This window comes from Microbacterium sp. Y832, from assembly GCF_057669765.1.
Genome location: NZ_JBYHFM010000004.1, coordinates 267,565 through 279,817 on the forward strand (window position 1 = coordinate 267,565; position 12,253 = coordinate 279,817).

The following is a 12,253-nucleotide window of genomic DNA, read 5'->3' on the forward strand; positions in this document are numbered from 1 at the left end:
GTGCCCTCGCCATCTATCTGGAGTGCTTGAAACCAATGACGTCTGAGAATCCCGAACGCGCAACGGACACGACCGGATCGGAAGCGCGCGGCGGGGTCGCCGGAGCGTACGGCGCAGACGATATCCAGGTTCTCGAAGGCCTCGAGGCGGTGCGCAAGCGCCCCGGAATGTACATCGGGTCGACAGGCCCGCGTGGCCTCCATCACCTCGTCTACGAGATCGTCGACAACTCGGTCGATGAGGCGCTCGCCGGCTACTGCGACACCATCACCGTCACGATCCTGCCTGACGGTGCTGTCCGTGTCGTCGACAACGGCCGTGGCATCCCCGTGGATATGCACCGCACAGAGGGAAAGTCCACGGTCGAGGTCGTTCTCACGGTGCTGCACGCCGGCGGAAAGTTCGGCGGCGGTGGCTATGCCGTCTCGGGTGGTCTGCACGGCGTCGGTTCGTCGGTCGTGAACGCGCTCTCCACGCGACTCGAGGTCGAAGTCCGGCGCCAGGGATACGTGTGGCGTCAGGCGTTTCAGGACGGCGGTGTGCCGCAAGCGCCCCTCGAGCGCGGCGAAGAGAGCGACGAGACCGGCACGACGATCACTTTCTGGCCCGACGGCACGATTTTCGAGACCACCGACTTCGAGTACGACACGCTGCGCACGCGCTTCCAGCAGATGGCCTTCCTCAACAAGGGACTGCGGATCGACCTGCGCGACGAGCGCCCGGCGTCGGCATACGAGGAAGAGATCGAGCCCGGCGAGGTCGTGCTGCAGCAGCCGAATGACAGCTACCTCTATGAGCGTGGACTGGTCGACTACGTCGAATATCTCAACCACGTGCGCAAGGCCGAGCATGTCAACGACGACGTCATCGCGTTCGAATCCGAGGACGGCAACCGCAAGATCGCCCTCGAAGTGGCCATGCAGTGGACGACGAGCTACACCGAGAACGTCTTCACATATGCCAACACGATCAACACGCACGAGGGTGGCACTCACGAAGAGGGCTTCCGCGCAGCCCTCACGACGCTCGTCAACAAGTACGCCCGCGCGCAGAACCTGCTCAAGGAGAAGGACGAGAACCTCTCCGGCGATGACGTGCGCGAGGGTCTGACCGCGGTCATCTCGATCAAGCTCTCCGAGCCGCAGTTCGAGGGCCAGACCAAAACGAAGCTCGGCAACACCGAAGCGAAGGCTTTCGTTCAGAAGGTCGTCGGCGACCAGCTCGGCGACTGGTTCGGGCGCAACCCCGTGCAGGCGAAGAACATCGTGCGCAAGGCGATCGATGCCGCTTCTGCGCGGATGGCTGCCCGCAAGGCTCGCGAGACCGCGCGGCGCAAGAGTGTCTTCGAGTCGGCGGCGATGCCCGACAAGCTCAAGGACTGCTCGAGCAAAGACCCGTCGATCAGCGAGATCTTCCTCGTCGAGGGTGATTCGGCCGGTGGTTCGGCCGTTCAGGGTCGCGACCCGCACACGCAGGCGATCCTGGCGTTGCGCGGAAAAATCCTCAACGTCGAGCGTGCACGTCTGGACCGTGCCCTCGGCAACCGCGAAGTCCAAGCCATGATCCAGGCTTTCGGCACCGGCATCGGCGAGGACTTCGACATCGAGAAGGCGCGCTATCACAAGATCGTCCTGATGGCCGATGCCGACGTCGACGGCCAGCACATCACGACGCTTCTGCTGACGATGCTCTTCCGCTACATGCGCGGGCTCATCGAAGCCGGCTTCGTCTACCTCGCTCAGCCCCCGCTGTACCGCATCAAGTGGTCGAATCAGCCTCACGAGTACGTCTTCAGCGACCGAGAGCGCGACGCGCTTCTCGCCGACGGAATCGCTCGGGGCAAGCGCATCCCCAAGGACAACGCGATCCAGCGGTACAAGGGTCTGGGCGAGATGAATGCCAAGGAGCTGTGGGAGACCACGATGGACCCGTCGACCCGCACGCTCAAACAGGTGACGATCGACGACGCGGTCGCGGCCGACGAGATCTTCACGATCCTCATGGGCGAAGACGTCGAATCCCGCCGCGGATTCATTCAGCGCAACGCCAAGGACGTCCGCTTCCTCGATATCTGACCCTGCACCAGGCTCAGCGACCCGTTTACAGAGAAGAACGAGAATGACTGACGACACTTCGACAGGCGCAGCTTCCGAACGCCCCGTGCCGGCGCACGACCACGGCAAGATCGACCAGGTCGATCTGCAGTCCGAGATGCAGCGCAGCTATCTCGACTATGCCATGAGCGTCATCGTGGGTCGCGCGCTGCCTGACGTCCGCGACGGGCTCAAGCCCGTGCACCGCCGGGTCATCTACGGCATGTACGACGGCGGATTCCGCCCCGACCGCTCGTTCTCGAAGTGCGCGCGCGTCGTTGGCGAGGTCATGGGTCAGTACCACCCCCACGGTGACTCCCCGATCTATGACGCCCTCGTCCGCCTCGTGCAGCCCTGGTCGCTGCGCTATCCGCTCGCGCTGGGTCAGGGCAACTTCGGCTCGCCGGGCAACCAGGGTGCCGCGGCGCCGCGGTACACCGAGACGAAGATGGCTCCGCTCGCGCTCGAGATGGTGCGCGACATCGAAGAAGACACCGTCGACTTCCAGGACAACTACGACGGCCAGACGCAGGAGCCCACGGTGCTGCCCGCGCGGTTCCCGAACCTCCTGGTGAACGGCTCGGTCGGCATCGCCGTCGGAATGGCGACGAACATCCCGCCGCACAACCTGCGCGAAGTCTCTGCGGGTGCGCTGTGGGCTCTGGAGAACCCGGATGCCACGCGCGAAGAGCTGCTCGAGGCGCTCATGGAGCGCATCCCCGGTCCGGACTTCCCCACCGCAGCCCAGATCCTCGGCACGCGCGGCATCAAAGAGGCGTACCGCACGGGTCGCGGCTCGATCACGATGCGGGCCGTCGTCTCGATCGAAGAGCTCCAGGGACGCACGTGCCTCGTCATCACCGAGCTGCCCTACCAGGTGAACCCGGACAACGTCGCGATCAAGATCAGCGACCTCGCGCGCGAGGGCAAGATCACCGGGATCGCCGACATCCGCGATGAGACATCCGACCGGACAGGCCAGCGACTCGTCATCGTGCTCAAGCGCGATGCGGTCGCGAAGGTCGTGCTCAACAACCTGTACAAGCACACGCAGCTGCAGGACAACTTCGGCGCCAACATGCTCGCGATCGTCGACGGCGTGCCGCGCACGCTGCCGCTGGACGGGTTCATCTCGCACTGGATCGATCACCAGATCGAAGTCATCGTGCGCCGCACCACGTTCCGCCTCGCCAAGGCCGAGCGCCGCATGCACATCCTGCTCGGATACCTCAAGGCGCTCGACGCCCTCGATGAGGTCATCGCCCTCATCCGTCGCTCGCCCACGGTCGACGAGGCGCGCGAGGGTCTGAAGTCGCTGCTCGACATCGACGACGACCAGGCTCAGGCCATCCTCGAGATGCAGCTGCGGCGGCTTGCGGCGCTCGAACGGCAGAAGATCGTCGACGAGGCGAACGAACTCGAGCTGCAGATCGCTGACTTCAAGGACATCCTCGCGACTCCTGCGCGTCAGCGCACGATTGTGCACGAGGAACTCACCGACATCGTCGCCAAGTTCGGCGACGACCGGCGCACCGAGATCCTGCACGGGTACGACGGCGACATGTCGATCGAAGACCTCATCCCCGAAGAGGAGATGGTCGTCACCGTCACGCGCGACGGATACATCAAGCGCACGCGCAGCGACAACTACCGCTCGCAGCACCGCGGCGGCAAGGGCGTCAAGGGAGCCCAGTTGCGGGCCGACGACGTCGTCGAGCACTTCTTCGTGACGACGACGCACCATTGGCTGCTGTTCTTCACGACCAAGGGCCGGGTCTACCGCGCCAAGACGTACGAGATCGCCGAGGCGGGCCGTGACGCGAAGGGGCAGCACGTTGCGAACCTGCTCGCGCTGCAGCCGGGCGAAGAGATCGCGCAGATCCTCGACATCCGTGATTACCAGGTGGCCACCTACCTCGTCCTTGCGACGCGAGGGGGCCTCGTCAAGAAGACGCGCCTGGAGGAGTACGACACGAACCGTCAGGGCGGGATCATCGCGATCAAGCTCCGCTCCGACGGTTCGGATGACACCGAGGACGACGAAGACGACGACACGGCGCCGACCAACGGTTCCGATGAGCTCGTGAGTGCCCTGCTTGTCGACGAGGGCGACGACATCCTCCTGATCAGCCGGCACGGCATGTCGCTGCGGTTCTCGGCGACCGATGATGCGCTGCGTCCGATGGGACGCTCGACGTCGGGCGTCAAGGGGATGTCGTTCCGCGAGGGCGATTCCCTGCTGTCGGCGTCGGTCGTCGCCGAGGACGGATTCGTCTTCGTCGTGACCGAGGGCGGCTATGCCAAGCGCACCGCCGTCGATCAGTATCGGGTGCAGGGACGCGGCGGCCTGGGCATCAAGGTCGCCAAGCTCAACGACGATCGCGGCGATCTCGCGGGCGGTCTCATCGTCTCGGAGGACGACGAGGTCTTGGTGGTCCTTGCCAGCGGCAAGGTGGTACGCTCTGCCGTGGCCGAGGTCCCCGCCAAGGGGCGCGACACCATGGGCGTCGTATTCGCCCGCTCCGCCGCCGACGATCGCATCCTCGCGATCGCCCGCAATGGTGAACGGGGCCTGTCCGAAGACGCCGAGGCCGCTGAGCCGGTGAACGAATCCGATGAAGCCGGTGCCTCGCCCGAGATCCCCGAAGAGAGTACTGACGCATGAGCACGGTAGCCGACAAGCTTGCGAAGAAGTCCAGCCGCAAGACCAGCTCCAAGCAGGTGCGCCTGCGGCTGGTGTACATCGACTTCTGGTCGGCGGTCAAGCTGTCGTTCCTGGCGGCCATCGCGATCGCCGTCGTGACGGTCGTCTCGTTCGTGCTGGTCTACCTCGTCGTGCAGACCACGGGCCTCATCGACCGGGCTGACGAGTTCTTCGCGGGCTTCTCGGACGGCAGCTTCCTGCTCTCCAACTTCGTGAGCCTCCCGCAGGTTCTCGCGTTCGCGGCGATCGTCGCGATCCTCAATCTTGTGGTGGTCACGGTACTCGGTGCCGTGTTCGCCGGCATCTACAATCTCGCCGTCAAGGTGACAGGCGGACTCCTCGTCGGCTTCACGTCGAACTGAGGTCCGTCGATTCGTGAAAACGGCGCGATTCGGGTAACCTCTTGGAGGTTGGCCGCGCGTCATGGGTCACGATCGGGGCTATAGCTCAGGCGGTTAGAGCGCTTCACTGATAATGAAGAGGTCCCAGGTTCAAGTCCTGGTAGCCCCACAAAAACGAAAGCCCCCGGGGCCTTAGCTCAGTTGGTAGAGCGCCTGCTTTGCAAGCAGGATGTCAGGAGTTCGAATCTCCTAGGCTCCACAGGATGACAAGCGCCGCCCCTGCCCGGGGCGGCGCTTCTCGTTTAAGGTGAAGCATGGACATGCGGGTGGCCGCGTACGCGGTCGTCGTGGATCTCGATGACCGGGTGCTTCTCGCTTACTGGGTCGAGGGACGCCGCGCCTCGTGGACGCTTCCCGGCGGGGGCCTCGAGCCCGGCGAAGATCCCGAAGACGCCGCCCGCCGTGAGGTCTACGAAGAGACGGGCTACCGTGTCGCGCTCGACGGGCTGCTGGGCATCCATTCGCGGGTCATTCCGGCACGCCGGCGGCTGACCGAGTCCTCGTCGCCGCTGCACACGTTGCGCATCGTCTATCGCGCGCACATCACCGGTGGGGAGCTGCGCAACGAGATCGGCGGATCGACGGAACGAGCCGAGTGGTTTCCGCTCGCGGAGGTGCCGTCGCTGCCGCACGTCAAGCTCGTCGACATCGGCCTTGAGATGGCCGGCATCCGCTGATGGATGCCGCTAGCGGGCCTCGCTCGAGATGTCGGCGACCGTGGCGTCGTAAGCGGTGATGAGGGCGTCCGCCTCGACGAAGAGGCTGTAGCCGTGAGCGCCGGCGCCCATCGCTACGCGACGACCGAGGATGCGTTCGTCGGCGTAGACAGGCCATTCGCCGCGCGCGCCGATCGGGACGATCGTGCCGCGCTCGTAGCCGGTGGCCGCGTAGGCGACATCAGGATCAGGGAGGGTGAGCTTGTTCGCTCCGACGACGGCGCGCAGTTTGAGCCATGAGATCGATCGATCGCCGGGCACGAGGGCGTACAGATACTGCGGGCCGGTGCCGGAGCTCGTCGACGAGCGCTTCACCACGAGCGTCTTGACGATGTCAGACGGCTCAACGCCGAGAAGAGCCGCCGCTTCGGGCAGGCTCTTCGCGGCGGGCCGCTCGCGCAGGTCGATGTCCAGTCCGCGAGCGGATGCCGCTTCTCGGACCCGCGCGAGCGGATCGTTCACGCGTCGGGTGCCCGCAGCGGGTCGTCAGCGACCCACAGTTCGTCATCAGCGCGCAGTGTCTGCCACGCGGCGTACAGCACACCGGCAGCAGCGGCCACACCGAGGATGATGGCGATGACGCCACCGGCGCCCATGCCCTTCTTCTTCGGCTCCAGGGCGCTCACGCCGGCAGACAGACGTCGCGAGACGTTCTTGGCGTACTTGTCGGCCTTCTTGGAGTACTTGCCTGCGTCAGGCAGAGCGAACCCGCGACCGGCCGCGAGGCGTGCGCGGGTCTCGTTCGCGGCGTCCCACGCGGACATCGCCGATCCCACGACCGCACCGGCTGCGGGGACGACATTGTGTGCGAGCACGTTCTTGGACAGCTTGACGCCCCGGTCGACGTAGGGCGCGGCGTACTTGTCGTAGCGGGCCTGCACCTGGGGGGCGACCTGCTCGCGCCCGAAGTGTCCGAGCTGGCGTCCTGCTTCGCGGGCGACATCGGACGCTTGCCCGACGATCACCTGCTGCGACTCCCACAGGGCGTTGGCCTGCGACTGAAGCTTTCGTAGTTCCTTCTTGCGCTTGCGGCTGAGGCTCACGGGGATCCTCCCTCTCGACGGGGTCGGTGGTCTGTCCATCTTGCCAGACGCGACCCTGCCAGAGAGGTGGGGCTTGTCAACTTGTCTGCGAGAATGTACGACATGCCCCAGCACTCCGCCGTTGCCACGATCCACACCAACCACGGCGACATCGTCGTCAACCTGTTCGGCGACCACGCGCCGCGCACGGTCAAGAACTTCATCGGTCTCGCCGACGGAACCGGCTCGTGGACCGATCCGGCGACGGGCAAGCCCGGCGAAGGGCCGCTGTACAACGGCGTCATCTTCCACCGCATCATCCCGAACTTCATGATCCAGGGCGGCGACCCGCTCGGACAGGGCGTCGGTGGCCCCGGCTACAACTTCGACGACGAGATCAACGGCGAGCTGACTTTCAACCAGCCCTACATGCTCGCGATGGCCAACGCAGGCCTGCGCCGCAACGCCATCACGGGAAAGCCCGAGGGCACCAACGGCTCGCAGTTCTTCATCACGACCGATCCGACGCCGTGGCTGCAGGGCAAGCACACGATCTTCGGTGAAGTCGCCGATGCCGACTCCCGCGCTGTCGTCGACGCGATCGCCGCCGTGCCGACGGGTGCGGGCGACCGTCCCGTCGAGCCCGTGGTCATCGAGTCGATCGACATCCAGGCCGTCTGACTCCGCGCGTGCTCACCCCGTGACCTCGGCGGACTTCGCGAGGAATCGCGACAACTTCTGCTACCGGCATCCTGACCGTCAGAGCTTCGTGCTCTGCCAGCGGTGCCTGCGGACGATCTGTCCCGAGTGCCAGACCCCCGCAGCCGTGGGCGTTGTCTGCCCGGAGTGCATGAAGGCGCAGCAGTCCGCCCAGACGACGGCGCAGCGAAAGGCCGAACGTCGCTGGTCGCGCTCGCGACCGATCGTGGTGAGTGACACACGACCGCTCGCGACGTACGTGATCATCGGGATCACGGCCCTCGCCTACGTCGTCTCGCTCATCCCGGGATTCGGTCGCACCGTCGAGAACTTCCTGCTCTTCTGGGCGCCGACGCTGTACCCACCCCTCACGGGAACCTTCGAACCGTGGCGCCTCCTGACCGTCGCCCTCGTGCACTCCGGCTTCTGGCACGTCGGCCTCAACATGCTCGCGCTGTGGCTCATCGGCCGCAGTCTCGAGCCGCTGCTCGGTCGGGGCCGGTTCGTCGCGCTCTATCTGCTGAGCACGATGGGCGGCTCGGTCGCTGTCACACTGCTGTCGTTCAGCACGCCCGTGGTCGGAGCGTCGGGGGCGATCTTCGGCCTGTTCGGTGCGCTGATCGTGATCGGGCGGCACATTGGGATCAATATCGGTGGGATCGCGGTGATCCTCGGGGTGAACCTCGCGATCGGGTTCGTCCCGGGCTTCAACGTCTCATGGCAGGCGCACGTGGGCGGTCTGGTCGTGGGCCTGCTCGTGGGGTTCGTCTTCACGCGTACGCGCGCCCGGAGTCAGCAGAAGATGCAACTCCTGCTCCTCGGCGCTGTCGGCGCGGGCCTCGTGCTGCTGCTGGTCGTGCCGGTCTTCACGGTGCTGCCGCCCTACATCGGCCTGTGATCCGAAGAACTACACCGGTGTGATTCATCCCCACCTGTGGATGAACCTGTGGATAACTCTGTCTCCGCGCACGCGAAAACCGGCGTGCGCGGGTGCGGACGCCGGTTTTCGGAGCAACGAGGAGGGCGGCTAGCGCCAGCGCGTCGTCATGAGGAAGCCGATGAAGGCGATGCCGAAGCCGATCACGAGGTTCCATCCCGCGATGCCCGGAATCGGGTACTGCATGCCGCTCAAGTAGAAGACGAGCACCCAGACAAGCCCTGCGAGCATCAGACCGATCATGATCGGCTTGAACCACACGGGGTTGGGGGCCAAATCGCCCTCTGCGCGTTCGATCAACGCGTCGTCATCTCTGCCGGAACGTGCCATGTCCGCCAGTCTAGCGGCCAGCTGAGATTCAGCATGTGCTCACTACACTTCGAATGTGCAACAAGCCACAATGACGACATCGATGATCCGCCGTGCGCGGCGCCGTCGCGGCGTCTCGGTCACCGGCGTCATCGGCGAGCTGCTCATCACCGCCGGCGTCATCACGCTGCTCTACGTCGTCTGGCAGCTCTGGGTCGGTGACATGATCTACGGCGCGCAGCGGAACGCGACCGGCAATGAGACGATCACGCAGTGGGCGCGGCAGTACGAGCCGCCGGCGCCGCCTCCCGAGGGTGAGCCGCTCGCCGAGACAGCCGAGCCCATCATCCTGCCCGAACCCGCCGACACCGAGGTGTTCGGCGTCATGCGGGTTCCCCGCTTCGGCGCGGACTACGCCGTAGAAATGGCCGGCGGCGTCACCCGGGCGGGAACCCTCGACCCCATCGGCATCGGCCACTATCCCGGCTCGCCGATGCCCGGCGAGGTCGGCAATTTCGCCCTCGCCGGCCACCGCACGACATGGGGGAAGCCCTTCAACCAGGTCGCCGAGCTGCGCATCAACGATCCCATCGTCGTCGAGACCCCGGACGGCTGGTACACCTACCGCTTCCGCACACTCCAGTACGTGCGCCCCGACGAGGTCGACGTGCTGCTGCCCGTGCCGCAGGAGCTCGATGTCGAAGCGACGACGAGTTACATCACTCTGACAAGCTGCAGTCCCATGTTCTCGTTGGCCGAACGCATCGTCGCGTACGGAGTCTTCGATTCGTTCACGCCCCGCGCTGCGGGCGCCCCTTCTGCCCTGAACGAAGGAGCCTGATGTACGCCGCACTGTGGCGGGCCCTCCCCGGACCCTGGTGGGTGCGCCTGCTCATCGTTCTCGTCGCCGTCGCCGCGATCCTCTACGGCCTCGCGTTCTATGTGTTCCCGTGGGTCAGCCAGTTCGTCAACCCGCAAGAGGTCATCGTCCAGTGAGCTCGCGCGCGGTGCTCGTCGTTGACAATCACGACAGCTTCGTCCACACGCTCATCGGCTACCTGCACGAGCTCGGCGCCGCCACCGAGCTGATCGAGGCCGACCAGGTACGAAACGCCGACGACACGGTGTCCGCCTTCGCGGGCGTGCTCGTCTCACCTGGACCCGGCGCACCGGCGGGTGCCGGCGCGTCGATCGCCGTCGTGCGGGCTGCGGCGCGTCGCGGCATCCCCCTTCTGGGCGTCTGCCTCGGGCACCAGGCGATCGCCGCGGCGTTCGGCGCCCATGTCGCCGAGGCGCCCGAGCTGATGCACGGTATGACCTCGCTCGTGCATCATGACGGTTCCGCGCTCTACGCCGGGCTTGCCGACCCCTTCGTCGCGACGCGCTATCACTCCCTCGCGATCGTGCCCGAGACCCTGCCCGCTGAGCTCATCGTCACCAGTCGAACCGATGCGGGCGTCATCATGGGTATCGCGCACCGCTCGGCGCCTGTTCAGGGGGTGCAGTTCCACCCCGAGAGCGTGCTGACCGAGGGCGGCCATGGTCTGCTCGGCAATTGGCTCGCGCAGGTCGGTTACGCGGATGCCGCTGCTCGCGGCGCGGCGCTCCACCCGCGGCGCTGAGGTCAGACGCTGAGGTCAGACGCTGAGAGCCTGTCGCTCACGATCCGGAGCAGAACACCAGGGTCACGGCCGATCGCACCGGAACGTCGCCGGGCGCGAGGGACTGCGACCGCACGATCGGCGGTTGGTCGGCGCGGCACGTGCTGTCCTCTTGCGTGGCGACCTCGAGCCCGAGATCGGCGAGCTGGCGGCTCGCGGCGTCGACCGTGTAGCCCGTCACGTCGATGAGGGTCACCCGGCCCGAGGCGACGACGAGATTGACCGGCGATCCCTTGGGCACTTCGGCCTCGGGCGCGCGGTCGGCCGACATGACGGTGCCTGCCGCGAGGGCGGGGTCGTTGCGCTGCGTCACGGTGCCGAGCGTGAGGCCTGCCGCTTCGAGCGCGGCGACGGCGGCATCCTGCCCGAGGCCTTCCAGCACGGGCACGGTCGACATCTCCTGGCCGGACGACACGTAGACGCGGATCTCCTGCTCGGGCGACACCGACTCACCGGGCAGCGGGTCGGTGCGGATGACGATGCCATCGGCCACGTCCGGATTCGGCTCGTCGACACGGAACGCGATGAGGTCTTGTTCGCCGAGATCACGTGCGGCTCGCTCGTAGGTCACCCCGGTGACATCCGGCACGATGCGCGCGATCGAGGGGACCTCTCCCCCGTCGGGCCTGATCGTGAGCACCCAGAAGAGCACGGCGGCCAACAGCACCGCGACGAGCGCGACGCCCGACCAGATCCACGCGACGGGGGGACCCGCCTGCGTGCGCTTCATCGTTGTGTCGGTGCTCAGCTGCCGCAGCGAGCGGGCCGTCTCGGCGGCCTGGCGCGGATTGGGTCCGTACAGTTCGCTCGTGAGCGCCTTCATCTGGCGCTTCGTGGGAGCATCGCCGTCGATCGTCGCATCGAGTGCCTGGCGGAAGCTCGCGGCATCCTGATAGCGCTGGAAGGGATCTTTCGCGAGGGCGCGCAGGGCGACGGCGTCGAGGGCGCGCGGCACCGACTCGTTGAACTCCGACGGCGGCACGGGCGCTTCGCTGACGTGCTGGTACGCGACGGCGACGGGTGATTCGCCGCGGAACGGCGGGCGCCCCGCGAGCAGTTCGTACAGCACGACACCGGCCGAATACAGATCGGCGCGGGCGTCGACGGGTTCGCCCTTGGCCTGCTCGGGCGAGAAGTATGCGGCTGTGCCGAGGATTGCGGTCGTCTCGGCGACCGTGGCCGAGCCGTCGGACACGGCGCGGGCGATGCCGAAGTCCATGACCTTGACCTGCCCGGCATCGGTCACCATGACGTTGCCCGGCTTGATGTCACGGTGCACGACGCCCGCCCGGTGCGAGTATTCGAGCGCCTCGAGGATGCCGTCGACGTAGCGCACGGCGTCGACGTCGGTCACGGGCCCACGGGCGATGATGTCCTTCAGCAGGGCGCCCTTGACGAGCTCCATGACGATGAACGGCACGGGGCGTACAGAGCCGTCGGGCTGGGTCTCGGAGTCTTCACCCGCGTCGAAGACCCGCACGATGGCCGGATGCGCCATGCGCGAGGCCGCCTGCGCCTCGAGGCGGAAACGGGTGCGGAAGGCGTTGTCGTTCGCGAGATCCCGCGCGAGCACCTTGATGGCGACTTCGCGCCCGAGCGTCAGGTCGTATCCGCGGTAGACGCTGGCCATACCACCGCGCCCGATGAGCTCGTCGATACGGTAGCGCCCCGACAGCACACGCGGCTCAGCAGACACTTGACTCCCTGAATC

General features: G+C 66.4%; 13 protein-coding genes and 2 tRNA genes. 11 read left to right on the forward strand and 4 right to left on the reverse strand.

Translation table 11 applies throughout. From position 1 onward, the window contains the following. The first annotated feature begins 35 nt into the window (after window positions 1-35). The 6 genes from gyrB to AC25YV_RS09875 all read left to right on the forward strand — a co-directional run bounded on the left by gyrB (window position 36) and on the right by AC25YV_RS09875 (window position 5,875). The gene (gene gyrB / locus AC25YV_RS09850) at window positions 36-2,075 is read left to right on the forward strand and encodes a DNA topoisomerase (ATP-hydrolyzing) subunit B (protein WP_488123664.1); all 2,040 of its coding nucleotides are present in this window, start codon (window positions 36-38) and stop codon (window positions 2,073-2,075) included. 43 nt (window positions 2,076-2,118) lie between these two features. Then, entirely contained in the window at window positions 2,119-4,758 is a 2,640-nt protein-coding gene (gene gyrA, locus AC25YV_RS09855; protein ID WP_488123665.1) for a DNA gyrase subunit A, read from the forward strand. Beyond that, on the forward strand, window positions 4,755-5,159 hold the full coding sequence (locus AC25YV_RS09860; protein WP_488123666.1) for a DUF3566 domain-containing protein: 405 nt from the start codon (window positions 4,755-4,757) through the stop codon (window positions 5,157-5,159). Before gyrA ends, AC25YV_RS09860 begins: the two co-directional genes overlap by 4 nt. Window positions 5,160-5,233: 74 nt before the next feature. Continuing rightward, window positions 5,234-5,307 (forward strand) — tRNA-Ile (locus AC25YV_RS09865). Window positions 5,308-5,324: 17 nt separating this feature from the next. Further along, window positions 5,325-5,397, forward strand: a tRNA-Ala gene (locus AC25YV_RS09870). A 55-nt stretch (window positions 5,398-5,452) separates the two neighbouring features. Further along, on the forward strand, window positions 5,453-5,875 hold the full coding sequence (locus AC25YV_RS09875) for an NUDIX hydrolase (protein WP_488123667.1): 423 nt from the start codon (window positions 5,453-5,455) through the stop codon (window positions 5,873-5,875). A gap of 9 nt (window positions 5,876-5,884) precedes the next feature. On the opposite strand, the gene AC25YV_RS09880 is transcribed toward AC25YV_RS09875, so the two are convergent. Together AC25YV_RS09880 and AC25YV_RS09885 are read right to left on the reverse strand one after the other, a co-directional pair. Next, on the reverse strand, window positions 5,885-6,376 hold the full coding sequence (locus AC25YV_RS09880) for an aminoacyl-tRNA deacylase (RefSeq protein ID WP_488123668.1): 492 nt from the start codon (window positions 6,374-6,376) through the stop codon (window positions 5,885-5,887). After that, window positions 6,373-6,957 carry a DNA helicase gene (locus tag AC25YV_RS09885; protein ID WP_488123669.1) on the reverse strand — a complete coding sequence of 195 codons (585 nt, stop codon included), beginning with the start codon at window positions 6,955-6,957 and terminating at the stop codon, window positions 6,373-6,375. The genes AC25YV_RS09880 and AC25YV_RS09885 overlap by 4 nt, the downstream gene beginning before the upstream one ends. A gap of 102 nt (window positions 6,958-7,059) precedes the next feature. On the opposite strand from AC25YV_RS09885, the gene AC25YV_RS09890 reads away from it, so the two are divergent. Together AC25YV_RS09890 and AC25YV_RS09895 are read left to right on the forward strand one after the other, a co-directional pair. Next, complete coding sequence (locus tag AC25YV_RS09890; RefSeq protein ID WP_488123670.1) at window positions 7,060-7,617, forward strand: peptidylprolyl isomerase; 558 nt, start codon at window positions 7,060-7,062, stop codon at window positions 7,615-7,617. 247 nt (window positions 7,618-7,864) lie between these two features. Beyond that, entirely contained in the window at window positions 7,865-8,533 is a 669-nt protein-coding gene (locus AC25YV_RS09895; RefSeq protein WP_488123671.1) for a rhomboid family intramembrane serine protease, read from the forward strand. A 129-nt stretch (window positions 8,534-8,662) separates the two neighbouring features. On the opposite strand, the gene AC25YV_RS09900 is transcribed toward AC25YV_RS09895, so the two are convergent. Next, window positions 8,663-8,902, reverse strand: coding sequence for a cell division protein CrgA (locus AC25YV_RS09900; RefSeq protein WP_488123672.1), 240 nt, complete (start codon window positions 8,900-8,902; stop codon window positions 8,663-8,665). A 55-nt stretch (window positions 8,903-8,957) separates the two neighbouring features. Here AC25YV_RS09900 and AC25YV_RS09905 point away from each other — a divergent pair, with 55 nt between their 5' ends. Genes AC25YV_RS09905 through AC25YV_RS09915 form a run of 3 tightly spaced genes read left to right on the forward strand, consistent with a single transcriptional unit; the run spans window position 8,958 to window position 10,503 of the window. Continuing rightward, window positions 8,958-9,722, forward strand: a complete 765-nt coding sequence (locus tag AC25YV_RS09905; RefSeq protein WP_488123673.1) for a class E sortase — start codon at window positions 8,958-8,960, stop codon at window positions 9,720-9,722. Continuing rightward, window positions 9,722-9,877, forward strand: coding sequence for a hypothetical protein (locus AC25YV_RS09910; protein WP_488123674.1), 156 nt, complete (start codon window positions 9,722-9,724; stop codon window positions 9,875-9,877). Before AC25YV_RS09905 ends, AC25YV_RS09910 begins: the two co-directional genes overlap by 1 nt. Further along, window positions 9,874-10,503, forward strand: coding sequence for a glutamine amidotransferase-related protein (locus AC25YV_RS09915; protein ID WP_488123675.1), 630 nt, complete (start codon window positions 9,874-9,876; stop codon window positions 10,501-10,503). The genes AC25YV_RS09910 and AC25YV_RS09915 overlap by 4 nt, the downstream gene beginning before the upstream one ends. 37 nt (window positions 10,504-10,540) lie before the next feature. Here the strand turns inward: AC25YV_RS09915 and pknB are convergent, their stop codons facing one another. Next, the gene (pknB, locus tag AC25YV_RS09920) at window positions 10,541-12,238 is read right to left on the reverse strand and encodes a Stk1 family PASTA domain-containing Ser/Thr kinase (protein ID WP_488123676.1); all 1,698 of its coding nucleotides are present in this window, start codon (window positions 12,236-12,238) and stop codon (window positions 10,541-10,543) included. Window positions 12,239-12,253: the final 15 nt, after the last annotated feature.

What these genes read in the sequence shown, in the direction of transcription:
- gyrB (WP_488123664.1), top strand. Translation starts at nt 36, where the DNA reads ATGACGTCTGAGAATCCCGAACGCGCAACGGACACGACCGGATCGGAA.
- gyrA (WP_488123665.1), top strand. Translation starts at nt 2,119, where the DNA reads ATGACTGACGACACTTCGACAGGCGCAGCTTCCGAACGCCCCGTGCCG.
- AC25YV_RS09860 (WP_488123666.1), top strand. Translation starts at nt 4,755, where the DNA reads ATGAGCACGGTAGCCGACAAGCTTGCGAAGAAGTCCAGCCGCAAGACC.
- AC25YV_RS09875 (WP_488123667.1), top strand. Translation starts at nt 5,453, where the DNA reads ATGGACATGCGGGTGGCCGCGTACGCGGTCGTCGTGGATCTCGATGAC.
- AC25YV_RS09890 (WP_488123670.1), top strand. Translation starts at nt 7,060, where the DNA reads ATGCCCCAGCACTCCGCCGTTGCCACGATCCACACCAACCACGGCGAC.
- AC25YV_RS09900 (WP_488123672.1), bottom strand. Translation starts at nt 8,902, where the DNA reads ATGGCACGTTCCGGCAGAGATGACGACGCGTTGATCGAACGCGCAGAG.
- AC25YV_RS09910 (WP_488123674.1), top strand. Translation starts at nt 9,722, where the DNA reads ATGTACGCCGCACTGTGGCGGGCCCTCCCCGGACCCTGGTGGGTGCGC.